This is a genomic window from Streptomyces sp. NPDC005706 (genome assembly GCF_040631045.1).
In the GTDB taxonomy this organism is placed as follows: Bacteria; Actinomycetota; Actinomycetes; order Streptomycetales; family Streptomycetaceae; genus Streptomyces.
Map to the genome: position 1 here is coordinate 149,483 of NZ_JBEXYS010000006.1, position 16,755 is coordinate 166,237.

At 72.2% G+C, this 16,755-nt stretch carries 18 protein-coding genes; 8 read left to right on the forward strand and 10 right to left on the reverse strand.

Annotated features, from left to right (window positions below; translation table 11 throughout):
- The 5 genes from ABZ478_RS13950 to ABZ478_RS13970 all read right to left on the reverse strand — a co-directional run bounded on the left by ABZ478_RS13950 (nt 1) and on the right by ABZ478_RS13970 (nt 6,435).
- Nucleotides 1-831 carry a hypothetical protein gene (locus ABZ478_RS13950; RefSeq protein ID WP_359548605.1) on the reverse strand — a complete coding sequence of 277 codons (831 nt, stop codon included), beginning with the start codon at nt 829-831 and terminating at the stop codon, nt 1-3.
- 226 nt (nt 832-1,057) lie between these two features.
- Nucleotides 1,058-1,999 carry a hypothetical protein gene (locus tag ABZ478_RS13955; protein WP_359548607.1) on the reverse strand — a complete coding sequence of 314 codons (942 nt, stop codon included), beginning with the start codon at nt 1,997-1,999 and terminating at the stop codon, nt 1,058-1,060.
- Between the two features lie 147 nt (nt 2,000-2,146).
- On the reverse strand, nt 2,147-5,275 hold the full coding sequence (locus tag ABZ478_RS13960) for a molecular chaperone Hsp90 (RefSeq protein WP_359548610.1): 3,129 nt from the start codon (nt 5,273-5,275) through the stop codon (nt 2,147-2,149).
- Between the two features lie 69 nt (nt 5,276-5,344).
- Nucleotides 5,345-5,593, reverse strand: coding sequence for a DUF397 domain-containing protein (locus tag ABZ478_RS13965; protein ID WP_359548613.1), 249 nt, complete (start codon nt 5,591-5,593; stop codon nt 5,345-5,347).
- Nucleotides 5,590-6,435 (reverse strand): helix-turn-helix transcriptional regulator, encoded by an 846-nt coding sequence (locus ABZ478_RS13970; RefSeq protein WP_359548616.1) that lies wholly within the window; start codon nt 6,433-6,435, stop codon nt 5,590-5,592. The genes ABZ478_RS13965 and ABZ478_RS13970 overlap by 4 nt, the downstream gene beginning before the upstream one ends.
- Before the next feature lie 126 nt (nt 6,436-6,561).
- Here ABZ478_RS13970 and ABZ478_RS13975 point away from each other — a divergent pair, with 126 nt between their 5' ends.
- The 3 genes from ABZ478_RS13975 to ABZ478_RS13985 all read left to right on the forward strand — a co-directional run bounded on the left by ABZ478_RS13975 (nt 6,562) and on the right by ABZ478_RS13985 (nt 8,738).
- Nucleotides 6,562-7,089 carry an ATP-binding protein gene (locus tag ABZ478_RS13975; protein WP_359548617.1) on the forward strand — a complete coding sequence of 176 codons (528 nt, stop codon included), beginning with the start codon at nt 6,562-6,564 and terminating at the stop codon, nt 7,087-7,089.
- A gap of 154 nt (nt 7,090-7,243) precedes the next feature.
- On the forward strand, nt 7,244-8,092 hold the full coding sequence (locus ABZ478_RS13980; RefSeq protein WP_359548619.1) for a helix-turn-helix domain-containing protein: 849 nt from the start codon (nt 7,244-7,246) through the stop codon (nt 8,090-8,092).
- A 52-nt stretch (nt 8,093-8,144) separates the two neighbouring features.
- Nucleotides 8,145-8,738, forward strand: coding sequence for a Uma2 family endonuclease (locus ABZ478_RS13985; RefSeq protein ID WP_359548621.1), 594 nt, complete (start codon nt 8,145-8,147; stop codon nt 8,736-8,738).
- Nucleotides 8,739-8,762: 24 nt separating this feature from the next.
- Here ABZ478_RS13985 and ABZ478_RS13990 read toward each other — a convergent pair whose 3' ends face one another.
- Entirely contained in the window at nt 8,763-9,230 is a 468-nt protein-coding gene (locus tag ABZ478_RS13990) for a DUF3592 domain-containing protein (protein WP_359548623.1), read from the reverse strand.
- Nucleotides 9,231-9,241: 11 nt separating this feature from the next.
- Complete coding sequence (locus tag ABZ478_RS13995) at nt 9,242-10,168, reverse strand: DUF3027 domain-containing protein (protein ID WP_359548626.1); 927 nt, start codon at nt 10,166-10,168, stop codon at nt 9,242-9,244.
- A 405-nt stretch (nt 10,169-10,573) separates the two neighbouring features.
- Here ABZ478_RS13995 and ABZ478_RS14000 point away from each other — a divergent pair, with 405 nt between their 5' ends.
- The 4 genes from ABZ478_RS14000 to ABZ478_RS14015 all read left to right on the forward strand — a co-directional run bounded on the left by ABZ478_RS14000 (nt 10,574) and on the right by ABZ478_RS14015 (nt 14,100).
- Nucleotides 10,574-11,980 carry an MFS transporter gene (locus ABZ478_RS14000; RefSeq protein ID WP_359548628.1) on the forward strand — a complete coding sequence of 469 codons (1,407 nt, stop codon included), beginning with the start codon at nt 10,574-10,576 and terminating at the stop codon, nt 11,978-11,980.
- A 62-nt stretch (nt 11,981-12,042) separates the two neighbouring features.
- Nucleotides 12,043-12,543 (forward strand): DUF2771 domain-containing protein, encoded by a 501-nt coding sequence (locus ABZ478_RS14005; RefSeq protein WP_358930767.1) that lies wholly within the window; start codon nt 12,043-12,045, stop codon nt 12,541-12,543.
- Complete coding sequence (locus tag ABZ478_RS14010) at nt 12,513-13,262, forward strand: futalosine hydrolase (protein ID WP_359548630.1); 750 nt, start codon at nt 12,513-12,515, stop codon at nt 13,260-13,262. Before ABZ478_RS14005 ends, ABZ478_RS14010 begins: the two co-directional genes overlap by 31 nt.
- Nucleotides 13,252-14,100 (forward strand): 1,4-dihydroxy-6-naphthoate synthase, encoded by an 849-nt coding sequence (locus tag ABZ478_RS14015; RefSeq protein WP_359548633.1) that lies wholly within the window; start codon nt 13,252-13,254, stop codon nt 14,098-14,100. The genes ABZ478_RS14010 and ABZ478_RS14015 overlap by 11 nt, the downstream gene beginning before the upstream one ends.
- Nucleotides 14,101-14,158: 58 nt before the next feature.
- Here ABZ478_RS14015 and ABZ478_RS14020 read toward each other — a convergent pair whose 3' ends face one another.
- On the reverse strand, nt 14,159-14,542 hold the full coding sequence (locus ABZ478_RS14020; RefSeq protein WP_284505005.1) for a cold-shock protein: 384 nt from the start codon (nt 14,540-14,542) through the stop codon (nt 14,159-14,161).
- A 162-nt stretch (nt 14,543-14,704) separates the two neighbouring features.
- On the opposite strand from ABZ478_RS14020, the gene ABZ478_RS14025 reads away from it, so the two are divergent.
- Complete coding sequence (locus ABZ478_RS14025; protein WP_359548635.1) at nt 14,705-14,968, forward strand: hypothetical protein; 264 nt, start codon at nt 14,705-14,707, stop codon at nt 14,966-14,968.
- On the opposite strand, the gene ABZ478_RS14030 is transcribed toward ABZ478_RS14025, so the two are convergent.
- The gene (locus ABZ478_RS14030) at nt 14,932-15,561 is read right to left on the reverse strand and encodes an HAD family hydrolase (RefSeq protein WP_359548637.1); all 630 of its coding nucleotides are present in this window, start codon (nt 15,559-15,561) and stop codon (nt 14,932-14,934) included. The genes ABZ478_RS14025 and ABZ478_RS14030 overlap by 37 nt on opposite strands.
- Nucleotides 15,562-15,706: 145 nt before the next feature.
- Nucleotides 15,707-16,693 (reverse strand): hypothetical protein, encoded by a 987-nt coding sequence (locus ABZ478_RS14035; protein WP_359548638.1) that lies wholly within the window; start codon nt 16,691-16,693, stop codon nt 15,707-15,709.
- Between the last annotated feature and the right edge of the window lie 62 nt (nt 16,694-16,755).

A 16,755-nucleotide genomic window follows, 5' to 3' on the forward strand; every position in this document is an offset into this window, starting at 1 on the left:
CTACTTCACGTCGACGTAGTCACCCGTGGCGCTGACCGCCGGGGTGGTCGAGGTGCCCGCGAAGCTGAAGCGCCAGTAGCCGTCGTAGGAGGCCGTGGTGGTGGTCTTCAGGCTGCCCGTCGAGTCGGAGTAGACCGTCTTGACGGTGGTGTACGTGCTCGTGCCCGCCTTGCGGAACTGGAGCTTGACCGGCTGGCCGGTGTAGCCGTGGTACAGGTGGTCCTCCCAGTTGGCGCGGGAGAGCTTGCCGGTGACCGTGAGGGTCTTGCCCTTGTAGACCGGCTCCGGTGAGGCGTTCACGGTGAGCTTGGAGTAGCGCTGGACCAGGGTGGCGCCGAGGCCGTCCTGGTCCTTGTAACCGACCTTGCTCATGTCCGGGCTGTCCGGGTCCTGCCCGTTGAAGGCGACGGCCTCGGCGGCCACGGTCCAGGTGCCGGCGCCCGCGTTCGTCAGGTCGCCGTCGGCCGGGTGGATGTCGATCGTGCCGGTGCAGGTGGCGGTGGTCGCCGAGGTGGCGGTGCAGGTCGCCCCGTTGTCGCCGTACAGCTCGGCGCTCGGGTCGTCGAAGGAGCCGCGGTAGAGGAACGCGTCGGTGTAGAAGTCCTTCGCGGTGATGTCGACGTCGGCGCCGTGGGTCAGCGTGTAGGTGTACTTGGTGCTGACCGCGTTGGTGGTGCCGACCTTGATCGCCTTGGCGATCGTGACGCTGGAGAAGCTCGCGTCGAGGGTGTACGGCGTGCCGCTCGGCGTGGCCGCGTGCGCGGCCGGAACGACGAGGGCGGAGAGGGCCAGGGCGCCGGAGACGGCGGCCACGGTGGCACGTATGCGCATGTGCGGTTCCCTTGGAGGGAGAAGTGATCACGGAGTCGGCTGACTCACGCGATCAGATCCGCGACACGGGGCGCTGGTTGTAGGGCGAAAGCGCCTTCCGGCCAGTTTTTGGGCTCCGATTACCGTCCCGTTACCCAGGTGGGGCGACTCCTTGGCGCAAGTGAGAGGAAAGCTTCCGGCCCCGGAAACGGCGGGTTTCCGGGGCCGGAGCGGTGAGCGGTGCTGTTTACCGCACGTCGACGTAGTCGCCCGCGGCGTTGACCGCCGGGGTGGTCGAGGTGCCGGCGAACGAGAAGCGGTAGTAACCGTCGGCCGTGGCCGTGGTGGTGGTCTTCAGGTTGCCGGTGGAGTTGGTGGTGATGGTCTTCAGCGTGGTGTAGGTGCTGGAGCTCTTCTTGCGGTACTGGAGCTTCACCGACTGACCGGTGTAGCCGTGGTACAGGTGGTCCTCCCAGTTGGCCCGGGAGAGCTTGCCGGTGACCGTGATGGTCTTGCCCTTGGTGACCGGCTCCGGGGAGGCGTTCACGGTGAGCTTGGAGTAGCGCTGCAGCTTGGTGGTGCCGAGGCCGTCCTGGGCCACGAAGCCGACCTTGCTGGGGTCGAAGTCGTCGGCGCTCGGGTCCTGGCCGTTGAAGGCGTAGGCGTAGCCCTCGGCCTTCCAGGTGGTGGCGTCGGCGTTGATCAGCCCGAAGTCGGGGTCGCGCGGGTAGATGTCGATGGTCCCCTTGCAGGAGGCCACGGTCGCCGACGTGTCGGTGCAGGTCGGCCAGTCGTCGCCGACCTGGAAGCGGGCGTTCGGGTCGTCGAACGATCCGCGGTAGATGTCCACGTCCATGAAGAAGTCAGGGGCGTAGATGTCGACGTCCGCGCCGTGGGTGACCTTGTAGGTGACCGGCACGGAGACGCGGTTGGTGGTGCCGACGACGATCGGCTTGCCGTTGTTGATCTTCACGCCGGAGAAGCTGAGGTCCAGCGTGTAGGGCTCGTCGGTGGCCGCGGCGGAGGAGCTGAACGCCGACTTGCCGGAGGAGGCGTGGAGCGCGCGGGCGTCCTTCACCAGGTCGGCGGGGCTGTAAGAGGAGCCGTCGGCGGCCTGCGCGGCCGGCACGACGAAGGCGGAGAGGGCCAGGGCGCCGGTGACGGCGGCCACGGTGGCACGTATGCGCATGCGTTCCCCTGTGTGGAGAGGGTGGGCACGGAAGTGCCCAAAAGGATCGTGGAGTCAGACGACTCGTTGATCAGACCCGCCACCCAGGGGAACGGTTGTAGGAAAGTTGAAGGTTTTGCGAGTGACTTACGAAATCGGCGGCGAACCTCAGTCGAACCAGCGGTCCCGCGCCAACTCCCCCGTCCTGGACGGGTCCTCCAGCAGGGCCGCCACCTCGAAGCGGCGGGGCCACTGGCGGGCCGCCCAGGCGAGGCCCGCGGCGACGCCCTCCAGGGTGGCCGCGTGCAGCGTGCCGTCGTCGGTGAGGCGCCAGTCGATCTCGACGCCGTCCACGACCAGTTCCTCGTGCTCCACATAGGTGCCGGGCGTGCGCGGCCCGAGCAGCACCCGCACCGCGTCCGGTACGTCGTGCTCGGCGCCGTCGGATTCGACCGACCCGGTGACGGACTCGCTCAGCCGCCGCACCTGGAACAGCTCGGCCAGTTCGGCGGCCCGGGCCGGGCGGACCGGCAGCAGCGGGACGCCGGAGGTGAAGGGGAGCAGGTCCGGGGAGTCCACGACCACCGCGTCGGCCGCGTCCACCACCTCGACCCGGCCGTCCACGACGGCCCGCAGCTCGTCCGGCAGGGTCACCCGCTCCGGGTCCAGCTCGGCCAGCGCGCCGTAGAGGCCGTGCAGCTGGGCCGGGCTCACGGGCCGCTCGGGGTCGGACAGGCGGTCCAGCAGTTCGGCGGCGCCGCCGGGCTCGTCGAGCAGGGCGGCGACGGAGGTCCGTACGCCCAGCGCGCGCAGCACCTGCTCGTCGTCGAAGCCGGTCGCGTCGGCCTCGTCGTACAGGCCGTGCAGGAGCGGGTCGCCGCCGGCCGCGAGCAGGCCCGCCGGGCGGCGGCCGTCGAGCACCGGGTGCCCGCGCAGCCACCACGCGGTGTAGGGCCGTACGACCTCGTGGGTGCCGTCGGGCAGCAGGACGCGCACCGGCTGGGTGAGGGCGTCGCGCAGCGGCGGCTGGGCGAGCAGCGCGAGTGCCTGCGGCCACTTGCCGTCGTCCACCAGGTCGAGGTCGCGGACGGCGACCAGCTCGGTGGCGACCGGCGGCACGGGTGTGTCCGGGAAGCGGTCGAGGACGTCCTCGCTCCACACGTCCACGGCGTCCAGCAGGCCCGCGTCGTCCGGCTCGGCGAAGTCCCCTTCCCGGGGCTCCAGTTCGTCCGGGTCGAGGACGACGTCCGTGGCGCGGACGAGCGCGAAGTTCGCGAGCACCCCGCAGGCGGTGAGCGGCTGCTCGCCCCACTTGTCGGCCAGGTCGCGATCGACCGCCGCCAGTTCGTCCTCGCGGATCACACGCGCGAACGGGCTGCCGGGCAGGACCAGTTCGCCGGCCGGGGCGAGTTCGCCGTCCTCGTCGGGCAGCGCGAGCGCGCCCAGCCAGGGTTCGTCACCGGGTTCGAGGGCGGCGTCGCGGACGAGCGCGAGGACGGTGTCGGCCAGTTCCTCCGCGCCCGGCGCGTCCTCCTCCCACAGCGCCCCGCCCTCGTCGTCCAGCGAGGCCGCCACCGCGGCCCGCACCTGCGGCGTGGTCAGCACCGCGCGCGGGGTCGCGGGCAGCGCGCCCAGCTTCTCCAGCAGCGGGTGGACGGCGTCCTCGTGGGCGACCTTCAGCCCGAGCCGGCCGAGCACGTCGGGGTCCAGGGCGGCGGCGTCGGGGCTGGGCAGCAGCACCTGCCGGGGCCCGATGGTGGTGCGGCCGTCGGCCAAGGGAACCGGCAGCCCGGAGAGGCGGTCGGGGTCGACGCCGGCGAGGCTGTCGTAGAGCCGCCACCACCAGTCGGGGTCCTTCTCCAGACCGGCGAGCCGGTCGACGGCGTCGGCGAGGGGGAGCCGGGCGACCCCGAGGGTGCGCAGCTCCACCCGGCGTTCGAGACCGGCGGGCAGCAGGGTGGGCAGCACCTCGGCGAGGACCCGCACGGTGTCCGCCCCGGCGCCCTCCACGATCTCGGCGTCCCTCGGCCGCAGCGCCTCGGGGAGGTCGTCGTCCTCCTTGTGGTCGGCGGCCGGGGGCAGGAAGGCGGTACGCGGCAGCCGCTCCAGGATCGCCTGGCGCAGCGCGCCGTCCAGCTCGCCCTTGCCCAGCGGTCCGGGCACCAGGTCGATGACCCCGTCGGTCACCGGGCGCCACTCGGCGAGCAGTTCGGCGTACGCGTCCGCCGCCCGCCGCACCAGGAAGTCGGTCAGCGGGCCGGGTGCCGCGTGCCGGCGGGTGGTGTCCAGCGGGAAGGACGCGATGAGCAGCGCGGGGACGCCGAGGGCTTCGTCGCTCGGGGTGGGGGCGTGCACGACCGCCGCCGTGCGCGGCCGGGCCGGTCGGCCCTGGTCGTCCGCCGGTACGGCCCAGGTCACCGACCAGTGCGGGCGCAGGCGCTCCTCCACCGGCCGGTCGGCGAGCAGCTCGGCGGTGAGCGGTCCGTGCGAGGCGGCGGTGCGCCAGCGGGTCACGCCGTCCCGGGAGTCCTCCACGACGGTGACGGCGTCCTCGGTGCGGCGGCGCAGGGTGCGCGGGGCGTCGCCGTCGACCTCGACCACGACCTCCTCGAGCCCGGGCAGGGCGAGGAGCAGGGCGTCGTCCACGGCGTCGAGGAGGCGTTCGGCGAGATCGGCGGCGGCAGCGTCGCGCAGGGGCAGGATGACGGCGGTGTCGTACGGGTCCGGGGCGGAGCCCTCGGCGGCGAACGGGAGCCGCAGCAGCGGCACGTGCCCGTCCCGGCGCCGGACCTCGTCCCCGAGTCCGGGGCTGTGCCGGGCGGTGTCGGCGGCCAGCTCCCGCGCCTCGGCCAGCGACCAGCGGACCCCGCCGTGCCGGCCGACGATCGCCGGTTCGTCGGTGACGGACAGTACGGCGGCGAAGCCCACGCCGAACCGGCCGACGGCGCCGTGGGTGTCGTCGGTGTCCCGCTTGGCGGACGCGCGCAGGGTGGACAGCGACTCGACACCGGTCGCGTCCAGGTTGGCGCCGGTGTTCGCGGCGACCAGGACACCGTCGCGGAGAGTGAGACGCAGCCGCCCCGGCACCCTCGCCCGGGCGGCGGCGTCGGCGGCGTTCTGGGCCAGCTCGATGACGAGCCGGTCCCGGTAGCCGCCGAGGACCAGGTCCTCCTCGGCGTTGGCGTCCTCGCGGAACCGGGCGGGGCTGGTGGCCCAGGCGTCGAGGACACCGCGGCGAAGACGGGCGGTGCCGAAGGGGTCGGCGCCCTCGGTCGCCGGCCGCACGTACTTGCTCACGTTCACTCTCCTCGTCTGCGTGAGGACGAAGGTACAGCCCCGTGAGCGGGTGGCCGTCCGGCCCCGGCGTCAGCGGTGGGAGGCGTAGGCGACGAAGGTCGCCCAGGTGGCGGGGGTGACGGTCAGCAAGGGGCCGGCGTCCTGTTTGGAGTCGCGTATGTGGATGGTGGAGGGCGTGGGAGCCACTTCGAGGCAGGAGTCGCCCTCGCTGCTGCTGCTGTAGCTGCTCTTGAACCAGTCGAGGGCCACTTCGACGCAGGAGTCACCTTCGGGACCGTCGCTGTGGCTGCTCTTGAACCAGACCAACTCGCGGATCATGTCTCTCCCAGCAGTTGCTCGATGAAGGCCACCGACTCTCGTGGGGAGAGAGCCTGCGCCCGAATGGTGCTGTACCGCAGCTCAAGGATGCGGAGCTGTTTCGAGTCGGAGGTCGGGCGGCCGTTGTACGCCCCTTCGGAGCGTCCCAGTGCCGTACCGTCTCCGAACTTCAGCACCTCGATCTTGCCACTCAACCCCGGGTGGGCCCCCGAGTCAGTCGGCATCACCTGCAACGTGACGTTACGGAGCTGAGCGACACCCAGCAGGTGTTCGAGCTGCTGACGCCACACCATTGTGCCTCCCACCTTTCGGCGTAGCGTCACTTCCTCCTGGACGAAGCTGAGCGCCGGCGCCGGGGAGCGCTCGAAGATCGATTTACGTGCCATGCGAGCGGATACCAGGCTTTCCAACTGCTCTTCCGCATAGGCGGACTGAGACACCTCGAACAGCGCCCGCGCATGTTCCGGGATCTGCAACAACCCGTGGACGCTCAGCCCGACGTACACCCCGTACTCGACGGCCTTGGCCTCCATGTCAGCCAAGTCCCGCACCCGCTTCGGATACCGGACCTTGCCCACGTCCTCCTTCATCGCGGCGAGCAGCCCGCCCGCGCTCAGCACCTCGTCCGCCTTGTCCAGGAACTCCGGGCGCGGGATCCTCTTGCCGCTCTCGACCTTGTAGACCATGTCCTCGCCGTAGCCCACGACCCTGCCGAACTCGGCCGCGCGCATGCCCACCGCCTCGCGGCGCAGCCTGAGCTGCCGTCCCACGGTGGTGATGACGGCGACTCCCCAGTCGTCGTCCGGGTCGACCTCCCAGCCCGGTTCCTCTTCCTCGCCCATGGCGCGCCCCCTTCCCGTCCCCGCTGTCCCGACAGACCGGACACCACCGGACAAGCCCCGGACAGTGACTCTACGTACCGACATCGTCACTGTTCACGGTAGGCATACGCCGCCACGCTGAGTGACGTGAATCAGCAAATCTCCACCCGTATCCCGAACTTCAGCGTGCGGCTCTCCCCCACGCCGCGCGGCGCCCGGCTGGCCCGGCTGCTCGCCACGGAGCAACTCAGCTCCTGGGAGCTGCCGGTGGATCCGGCGGCGCTGATCGTGGCCGAGCTGGCGGCGAACGCGGCCACGCACGGGCGGGTGACGGGCCGCGACTTCCGGCTCACGCTCTACGCCGTCGCGGACGTCCTGCGGATCGAGGTGACCGACACCCGCGGCGACCGGCTCCCCCGCATCGGGAACGCGGACCCGGACGGCGAGTCGGGGCGCGGGTTACTGCTGGTCGACGCGCTGGCCGACCGCTGGGGCGTCACGCCGGGCCTCACGCCGCGCAAGACGGTGTGGGCGGAGATCGCTCTGCCACCGCGACCCGGGAATTCGTGCTCCGGTCCGAGTGGCGCTCTTTCCCAAAGGACCACGAGGGAGAAAGAACCCCGCCAAGCCCCACCCCTCCCGCCCGCCACGGCGCACGCTCACTCTCCAGGGTGAACATCGCCAACGCGGCTGGCGTGGCGCCCCGTTGATCGCTCTACGCTCGGCGCAGCAAGCAGGGCAAATTGGCAAACCGGCAAAAAAAACGGCCCCCGGCCGGGAGTAGCGATCCCGATCGAGGGCCTGACCACCTAGGAACAGCACCTTCCCGATGGATACCCAGAACCGTAGCGCGCCCGTGCGCGCCCAGTCCCGAGTTGTCGCCAAGAACCACCCGAACCGGCGGTCCGCGGCCGGCGGGCTGATCCACGACAACACCCGCCACTCCGCCCGCTTCACGGTGGTCGGCAACCACCTGGCCCAGCATCCGGAGCTGTCCGGGCTCGCGATCGGGCTCGGGGTGCACATCCAGTCGCTGCCCGCGGGGTCCCGCGTCGACATCCGGACCCTGACCGCCCGCTTCCCCGAGGGCGCGGTCCGGATCGCTGCCGCGCTGCGGGAGTTGGAGGCCCACGGCTACCTGCGGCGCGAGCGCAAACGCGGCGCCGACGGCCGTATCGTCACGCGTACGGTCTCCTGCAACCAGCCGGGAGGCGGCGGGGACGTCGCCGCGGCGCCGCCGCCCCGGAAGAAGAAGACCGCGAGCAGGGCGCTGCCGGCCGTACCCCGTCCGGCCCGGCCCGCTCCCGCCCTGGTCCAGCAGGCCACGGATCTCCTGGCGGACCTCCGCCGCCACGACTCCCGCCTGCTGCTGTCGGCCCGGGACACCGCCCATCTGGCGCCGGGAGTCGTCGCCTGGCTGGAACGGGATGCGACCCCCTCGGCCGTACGGCACGCGCTGACCACGGGCCTGCCGGACGAGCCCCTGTGCCGCCCGGCGGCCCTGCTGGCCCACCGCCTGGCGGCCCAGTTGCCACCACCGCCCCCGTTCCGCGCCCCGGCATCCCCGCCGGCGGCCCGGCACCCGCTCCAGAACTGCGAGGGCTGCGACCGCGCCTTCCGCTCCCCGGAACCAGGACGCTGCTCCAGCTGCAGCCCCGAGCCCCCGGAGGCCGCCTAGCATGAAAGCGACGATCCTTGCCCCTGGGCACAGACGACGAGGAGCGAGCGCCATGACCATCGCACCGGACAGCGAGCGACGGGGTGCCGACCACGTCTACCGGGCCATGCGGGACCTCATCGAGTCGATGGACGACACGATTCCCGGCAAGTTCGAGATCACCAAGGAAGGGATCGTCCACGACATGATGGCGCCCGTCAGGCCGCACGAACTCACCGTGCTGCGTCTTCGGAAACGCCTGGAGAAGGTGATGCCCGAGGAGATCGTGGCCCACACCGGTGAACCGGATGTGGAGGACGAGCCGGAAGGCGTCATGCGGCGCCCCGACGTCATGGTCATCGCCGAGGCGGACATGGAGGGAGGCGGGTCGTTCGACCCGCGCACGCTGATCGCCGCCATCGAGATCGCATCGCGTTCCAACCCGGACAACGACTGGGTCGGCAAGATGCGCGACTACCCGCTCCTCGGCATCCCCGTCTACGCGATCTTCGACCCCCGCACCGGCACCGGCACCGTCCTCACCGACATCCACTCCACCCCCGACGGGCCGCGCTACGCGACCCGCAAGGACTTCGTCTACGGTGAGGACGTCACCATCGGCGACTGGACCATCTCGTCGGAGAACCTGCCGCTCTACGGCGACTGATCCCCGCGGGCCCGCGGCGGGAACTCAGCGGGAGCGGCGCCGTGTCACCAGGGCGACGGTCGTGCCGACACCCGTGATCACCAGGCCGATGCCGCCGAAGATCAGCGGCAGCAGCCACAGCGAGGCGAAGCCCTTGACCCGCGCGTCGTCCGGGGAGTCGGCGTCGTAGAGGACCTCGACGTGCTCGCCCTTCTCGTAGGACGGCGGGTTGGAGCCGAAGGAGCTCCGGAACGTCCGCCGCTCGCCGTCCGCCGAGGTGAACGCGACCACCGGGTACGCCACGGGGCCGTCGTGCGCCCGCTTCCTGCGGGAGCCGCTGTGGTCCTCGCGCCACTCCAGCGCCACCACCGTGCCCCGGGCGTGCTTCGCGCCGGACAGGAACGAGACCGACACGCCCGTGAGGATCAGCCCGACGATCAGGAACAGCGAACCGAACGCGATCGCCCCGAACGTGATCCACCGGACGGCACGCCCGCGTACCCCCACCCGCACGACGCCCGTCCTCAGGAGTGGCCGAGTTCCGCGGTCTCCGCGTCGCCCGTCTCCGGGACCGAGCCCGAGTCGCGGGCCGGGCGGAGCGGGAAGACGTCGATCCGGGTCTCGTCGACGACCGGCGGGGGCGGCTGCGGGGTCTTCGGCATGACGGCCGCCTCGGAGTGGGCGCCGCAGCCGTAGGACAGGGAGACCACCCGGCCGTCGGCCGGGGAGAACTCGTTCGCGCAGACGCCGAAGGCCTGGCCGAGCAAGCCGCCGATCGGGGTGAGGAACCCGCAGGTCGCGCAGGTGGCGGGGGCCGCCTGGGCCATCGGGGTCTGGGGGCCGAACGACTCCTCCCAGCGGTCGGCCGCCATGTGCAGGCCGTACCGGGAGAGCACCCGCGCGCGCCGCATGCCCAGCTCCTCCGCCACCGAGGCGATCGACCCGCGGACGGGCGTCGTGGGCTGGACGGCCGGGGTGCCGGGAGAGACCTCCGCGTCCTCCGCGTCCGCCAGTTCCGCCATCTGCCCGGAGACGACCGAGTTCGGCGGGGGCTCCTCCTCGCCGGTGTAGCCGGGCTCCAGGCGCAGGTCCTCCTGGTCGGTGGGGAGCAGGTCGCCGGGGCCGAGGTCGCCGGGGCGCAGGCGCTCGCTCCACGGCACCCACTCGGGGGCCAGGAGGGCGTCGGACCCGGGAAGCAGGACCACCTCGTCCAAGGTCACGATTTTGGCACGGGAGGCGCGGGCGACCGTCGCGGCCCAGCGCCAGCCCCGGTAGCCCATCTCCTTGCACTCGAAGAAGTGGGTGACAACACGGTCGCCCTCCGACACCAGCCCGACGTGCTCGCCCACCACTCCGGGTGCGGCGGCCTCCTCCGCGGCGGCGCGGGCGAGGTCGACGGCCTCGGCGCACAGACGGTCGGGGGTGCGGCTTCGCGTTGTCGCTGCGCTCACAGGTATCGCTTCTCTCCTACGCCGTCTGCAATGAGTGCGGCTGCCTCCGGCGGTTGGGGGGACGGAGCGGACCTGGGGGCCGCATCGACGTCCGCATCCGATCGCGCTCGGGCGCACCTCTGCCATCCATTCTGCGTTATGGCTGAGATACGCACGCTACCCGGTCGCCGGTGGTCGGGGACAGTCCGCCGCTGCCCGGCGATGTTTCCCGACCGGCCACACGTGCCGGTTGGCCGAGAACCGGCCCCGGCGAGCGGTCCGGTTGGCCGAAAAACGACCGGTCCGGGAGCCGGTGTCCGTCATGGGGTGATCGGGTGGCGAGCCGGCCGGCCCCGGGCCGTCACCAAGGGGCCGGCCGACTCGCTTGAATTCAAACCGCACTATCGGGCGGGGTCTCGGGGCACTATGAACGACGTGGCAGCCACGGACAGGGGCAGCGGCGTTCGGGGTGGCGGTTCGGGCCGGGTCGGCGGTGCCGTCCGCGCGGTCGGCCGTGCCCTGCACCTCCCCGTGACCGGCACCGCGCGCGGCATCCGCAAGGTCACGCACGCGCACGGCGCGGGCGAGTCGGGTCTCGGCAAGCTGATCGAGCTGCACGCGGTGAACGGCGCCGGGGACGTCATGATCACGGTCGCGCTCGCGTCGACCGTGTTCTTCTCGGTGCCGACCGACGAGGCCCGTGGGCGTGTCGCGCTCTACCTGGCCATCACCATGGCCCCGTTCACCGTGCTGGCGCCCGTCATCGGGCCCTTGCTGGACCGGCTGCCGCACGGGCGGCGGGCCGCGATGGCCGGGGCGATGCTGGCCCGGGCGCTGCTGGCGCTGATCATCTCGGGGGCCGTGGCGAGCGGAAGCCTGGAGCTGTATCCCGCGGCACTGGGCGTGCTCGTGGCGTCCAAGGCCTACGGAGTGGTCCGCAGCGCGGTCGTGCCCCGGCTGCTGCCACCCGCCTTCTCCCTGGTGAAGGCGAACTCCCGGGTCACCCTGGCCGGACTGCTGGCCACCGGGGTGGCCGCGCCGATCGGGGCGGGCCTGCACGCCCTCGGCAACCCCTGGCCGCTGTACGGGGCGTTCGTGATCTTCGTCGCAGGGACGTTTCTGTCGTTCTCGCTGCCGCCCAAGGTCGACTCCGCCAAGGGCGAGGACGTGGCGCTGCTCGCGGCCGACGAACAGCATCTGCACGGGCCTCGGCGCAAGCAGCAGGCCAAACGGCCCGGGCTGCGGACCGTCGGGCCCGCCGTCACGCACGCCCTGGCCGCCAACGCCGCGCTGCGCTGTCTGTCCGGCTTCCTGATCTTCTTCCTCGCCTTCCTGCTGCGCGAGCACCCGCTGACCGGCGAGAGCGCGGCGGTCTCGCTGGGGATAGTCGGGGTCTCGGCCGGGGCGGGCAACGCGCTCGGTACGGCGGTGGGCGCCTGGCTGAAGTCGAAGGCGCCCGAGATCATCATCGTGACGGTCGTCGCGGTGGCGCTCGGCACGGCCGTCGTGGCCGCCCTGTTCTTCGGGGCGTTCCTCGTGGCCTGCCTGGCCGCCGTGGCCGGGTTCGCACAGGCGCTGGCCAAGCTGTCGCTGGACGCGCTGATCCAGCGGGACGTGCCGGAGCAGGTGCGCACCTCGGCGTTCGCCCGGTCCGAGACACTGCTGCAGATGGCGTGGGTGTTCGGCGGCGCGGTCGGCATCGTGATGCCGCTCAACGGCACCCTGGGTCTCGCCGTGGCCGCCGCGTTCGTGGCCGTCGGCTGGCTGAGCACGCTGCGCGGGCTGCTCGCCTCGGCCCGGCACGGCGGCCGGACCAGGGCGCGAGTGGCGTAACGAACCGGGCACGCCGTACCCCACGTGGGCGGACGGCCATGGGCGCCCGATAGCCTTCGGCCATGACCACGCTGCCCCGCGGCGAAGCCGCTGATGTAACACGTGCTGTGCGACGCCGCCGCGCCGTCGCCGCCGCCGGCGCCGTTACCGCCGGACTGCTCGTCCTGTCGGCCTGCGACAAGCCGACGCCCGTCGCGACCGTCACCGTTGGCCAGGACTCGGTCAACTCGGAGGCGCTCTGCTACAACGACGGCAAGGCGCTGGACGCCAAGTCGCTGGCGAAGTGCTCCAAGAAGGCGAAGGACATCAAGTCCATCAAGGTGGGTCAGGACCAGACGGTCCGCTTCGGCGTCGACCCGAAGATCGCGGACGCCGGCTGGACGATTCTGGTGAACGGCAACCCGTTCTCCGAGTCCAGCAAGCTGACCACCCGCACCCTCCCGTACAACGCGTTCTTCAACCAGCAGTACGGCACCCAGGGCGACACCAACACCGTGTCGATCCAGATGGGCAGCAACCCGCCCAAGGGCCTGTGGTCCTTCAAGGTGAAGAAGGCGGGCTGACCACGCCTTCCGCACGCGTCCTCGTCGCCACCGCCGTCCCGGCCGAACGGGACGCGGTGGCGGGCGCGTTCCCCGGCGAGACGGTCGCGGTACGGCTGCCGGGCGCCGGACTCGTCCGGGTCCCGGGCGGCCCCGACCTGCTGGCCGCCGGTGTCGGACCGGCCCTCGCCGCCGCCTCCACCGCCACCGCGCTGACCGCGGCGGCACTCGCCGGGGCGCCCTACGACCTCGTGATGTCCGCCGGGATCGGCGGGGGCTTCCCGCCCCGGGCGCCGCTCGGCTCGCTCGTCGTCGCCGACGCGATCACGGTGGCCGATCTGGGCGCCCAGACCGGCGACGGCTTCCTCCCGGTCACCGAACTCGGCTTCGGAACCGTCACCCACCGGCCGCCGGAATCACTCGTACGAGAAATTTCGCAGGCCACCGGCGCGCGTGTCGGCACCGTCCTCACCGTCTCCACCGTGACCGGCACCGCCGACCGCGCCGCCGAGCTGCGCGCCCGTCACCCCCGGGCCCTCGCCGAGGGCATGGAGGGGTTCGGCGTGGCCGAGGCGGCCGCCGCGCACGGCGTGCCCGTGCTGGAGATCCGCGCGGTGTCCAACCCGGTCGGCCCGCGCGACCGCGCCGCCTGGCGCATCGGCGAAGCCCTCGCCGCCCTCACCGAGGGCTTCGGGAAGCTCACGCCCGTACTGGAGAGTTGGAACCCGCATGACCGCTGAGCACCTGCAGATCGCGTACTCGCCCTGCCCGAACGACACCTTCGTCTTCGACGCCCTCGCGCACGGCCGCGTCCCCGGCGCACCCGCGCTGGACGTGACCTTCGCCGACATCGACATCACCAACGGCATGGCCGAGCGCGGCGAGTTCGACGTGCTGAAGGTGTCGTACGCGGTGCTGCCGTACGTACTGGAGGAGTACGCGCTGCTGCCCTGCGGCGGGGCGCTGGGCCGGGGCTGCGGTCCGCTGGTGCTGACCCGCGAGGAGGGTGCGGACCTGACGGGCCGTACGGTCGCGGTGCCCAGCGAGAAGTCCACCGCCTACCTGCTGTTCCGGCTGTGGGCCGCGGACACCCTGTCCGGCGGTGTCGGCGAGATCGTCGTCATGCCGTTCCACGAGATCATGCCGGCCGTGCGGGACGGCAAGGTCGACGCGGGGCTCGTCATCCACGAGGCGCGCTTCACCTACCAGAACTACGGGCTGCACAAGCTCGCCGACATGGGTGAGCACTGGGAGCGCACGACCGGGCTGCCGATCCCGCTGGGCGCGATCATCGCCAAGCGGTCGCTGGGCGCGGACACGCTGGACCGGCTCGCCGAGTCCGTGCGCGCCTCCGTGCAGGCCGCCTGGGACGACCCGCAGGCGTCCAGGCCGTACGTGATGGAGCACGCCCAGGAGATGGACCCGGCCGTCGCGGACCAGCACATCGGGCTGTACGTGAACGAGTTCACCGCCGCTCTCGGCGAGGACGGCTACGCCGCGATCCGCGGGCTCCTCACCCGTGCGGCCGCCGAGGGGCTGGTACCGCCCCTCGGTCCGGACGCACTCGCCTTCCCCTGAGGCCTCTCCCGCGTCTCCCGCGGGACCAGGGTCTGTTCGGCGGGCCCTGGTCCGCCGGTCAGACGTCGAGCTGGTCGGCGACCGCGCGCAGCAGGCCGGCGATCTTCTTGCCGGAGGTCTTCTCCGGGTAGCGGCCGCGCTCCAGGCCCGGCGTGATGTTCTCCAGGAGGGTCGTCAGGTCCTGCACGATCGAGGCCAGCTCGTCGGGCTTCTTCCGCTGGGCCGCCGCGACCGAGGGCGCCGGGTCGAGCACGGTCACCGAGAGCGCCTGGTCGCCGCGCTGACCGGCGACGACACCGAACTCCACGCGCTGTCCCGGCTTGAGCACATCCACTCCGGCGGGAAGAACCGAGGAATGCACGAAGACGTCACCGCCGTCGTCGCGGGAGAGAAAGCCGAAGCCCTTCTCACTGTTGAACCACTTGACTTTGCCGGTGGGCACGTCTGTCCTCGTCCTCGTACTCGTCGGGAAACTGCTCGGAAATGGTTTCTGACAGCAGAGAGCGGGTCGACCATGACCCGCCGCGACCAAGGCTAGTGGTCTACGGGCGGGTGACAAGACGTCCCCCGGTTGTTCTCTCGCGCTGGGAACTACCCTGGTCGGGTGCGTGACAAAACCCAACCGAATTCCGCCGGACCCGGTGACCGACTGATCCGCGCCGGTGTCATCGTGTTCTTCGTCGGGGCACTGGCCACTCTGGTCACCGTGGCCCCACTGCTCCTCGGTACCGATCCCTTCCCGACGTTCATGTTCGGCTTGAGCATGCTCATGGCCGTCGGATTCGTGATCGCCGGCGCGGGGATACTGCGCTCCGTCGCCGCCGGGCGGCGTCAGGCCGGGGAGACGGCGCCGGGCGCCTCGCGGTAGCCGGCCAGCCACGCCGGGAACGCGGCGAGGTCGTCGAGCACGACGTCCGCCCCGGCGGCGCGCAGTTCGTCCCCGTCGCAGGGGCCGGTGGCCACGGCCACGGACAGCGCGCCCGCCGTACGGGCGCCGCGGACATCACCCACGTGGTCGCCGACGTACACGCGCGCGCCGTGCTCACGCAGGGCGCGCGCCTTCTGCTCGGCCCACAGGTCGCCGACCACCACGTCCGGTTCCAGGCCCAGGTGGGCGAGGTGCAGATTGGCGTTCGGCTCGTACTTCGCCGTGACCACCATCGTCCGGCCCCCGGCCGCCCGCACCGCCTCCATCGCCTGCCGGGCACCGGCCATGGCGGGGGTCGTGCTGATCGCGGTCGTCGGGTACATCTCCCGGTACAGGTCGGCCATCGCGGCGACGTGCTCCGCCGGGAACCAGTTGATCAGCTCCTCCGCGAGGGGCGGGCCCAGCCGGGTCACCGCGAGATCGGCGTCGATGTACGTGCCCGTCCGCTCCGACAGCGCGAGGTAGCAGGCGCGGATGCCGGGGCGGGAGTCGATGAGGGTCATGTCCAGGTCGAAGCCGACGGTGAGAGTCATGGGCTCATTTTGCCTGGGGGTGCGGGGCCTCTTTGGCGCGGGTGGTTGTGCGGGTTTCGTCGTCGGGTGCGGGTGGCCCTTGCGGGGGCCTTCGCCGTCGGCGGGTGCGGGGCGTTCCATGGGGCGTGGGTGCGTGGTTCCTGGTTCAGCGGGAGCGCTGGGAGCGCCAGACCAGGTACAGGGCCGAGGCCACTGCCGCGCCCCGGACCACCCAGGGCCAGGTCTGGGTGAGGGCGTCGTTCATGTGGCCCTGGGCGATCGGGTCGCCCCAGCGGCCGGTGTTCCTGCCCCAGAGCCAGACCAGGCCCGCGACCGCCGCCGAGCCCGGCAGGACCAGTACCGCCCACTTCGTCTCGGCCGGGGTCAGGCGCCGGGAGCCGTAGGCGATGAGCCAGCCGAGGAGCAGCGCGAACCAGTTGCCGAGCACGGCGCCCGCGACCAGTGCGGCGGCGGCCAGCAGCAGGAGCGGGTTGGTCCAGCCGGCGGCCGGGCGGGGAAGCGGGAGGAGGAGGCGGCGGCGCGCGGGGGCCGGGGCCTCGTCGATCGCCTCTTTCGCCTCCTCCGGCTCCTTCAGGGCGGGTCGTTCCGTCCCTTCGGGGTCCTTCGGGGGGCGTTTGAGCAGGTCGGGGATCTCCACACCGCCGACGAACCCCGGGACGGAGTCACCGGCCGCGGTGCCGAACGGGCTGTCGTCCACCCGCCACCAGTCGGGCCGGGCCGCGCTGTCCCCGAGCTCGTGCGCGGCGGCCAGGTGCGGCGGTGAGGCGCCCGTGCGCGGGGCGGGCGGCTCCGGTTCGGCGGGGCGCGGGCGCGGTACGACCCGGCGCAGCCCCTTGGGCCGCTCCTCCGGCTCCGGCTCGCGCTGCACGGGCACGACGGTGACGGGCGGCTGCGGGGCCGCCGCGGTGCCGCCCGCGGCCTCGACCACCTCGTCCGGCGTGCCGAGCCGGTCCAGGATGCGGCGCACGGCGGCCGGGCTGTCCACCGCCGTCCTGGCGCGGTGCCGGTCGATCTCGTCGCGCAGGTGCGACACCAGCCGCATCCGGGTGGACGACGGCAGCTGCCGTTGCTGAGCGACGTCCCCGACGCGGCTCAGATACTCGTAGACGACCTGATCGCTCTCGATCCCCACGGAACCCCTCCGGGGCGACGCCGATGAAACCCCTTGCCGATGAAACCCGTTGAGGAAGGTAG

Excerpts from the sequence above, each read along its gene's own strand:
- ABZ478_RS13950 (WP_359548605.1), bottom strand. The coding sequence starts at position 831 with ATGCGCATACGTGCCACCGTGGCCGCCGTCTCCGGCGCCCTGGCCCTC.
- ABZ478_RS13955 (WP_359548607.1), bottom strand. The coding sequence starts at position 1,999 with ATGCGCATACGTGCCACCGTGGCCGCCGTCACCGGCGCCCTGGCCCTC.
- ABZ478_RS13965 (WP_359548613.1), bottom strand. The coding sequence starts at position 5,593 with ATGATCCGCGAGTTGGTCTGGTTCAAGAGCAGCCACAGCGACGGTCCC.
- ABZ478_RS13970 (WP_359548616.1), bottom strand. The coding sequence starts at position 6,435 with ATGGGCGAGGAAGAGGAACCGGGCTGGGAGGTCGACCCGGACGACGAC.
- ABZ478_RS13980 (WP_359548619.1), top strand. The coding sequence starts at position 7,244 with ATGGATACCCAGAACCGTAGCGCGCCCGTGCGCGCCCAGTCCCGAGTT.
- ABZ478_RS13985 (WP_359548621.1), top strand. The coding sequence starts at position 8,145 with ATGACCATCGCACCGGACAGCGAGCGACGGGGTGCCGACCACGTCTAC.
- ABZ478_RS14000 (WP_359548628.1), top strand. The coding sequence starts at position 10,574 with ATGAACGACGTGGCAGCCACGGACAGGGGCAGCGGCGTTCGGGGTGGC.
- ABZ478_RS14005 (WP_358930767.1), top strand. The coding sequence starts at position 12,043 with ATGACCACGCTGCCCCGCGGCGAAGCCGCTGATGTAACACGTGCTGTG.
- ABZ478_RS14015 (WP_359548633.1), top strand. The coding sequence starts at position 13,252 with ATGACCGCTGAGCACCTGCAGATCGCGTACTCGCCCTGCCCGAACGAC.
- ABZ478_RS14030 (WP_359548637.1), bottom strand. The coding sequence starts at position 15,561 with ATGACTCTCACCGTCGGCTTCGACCTGGACATGACCCTCATCGACTCC.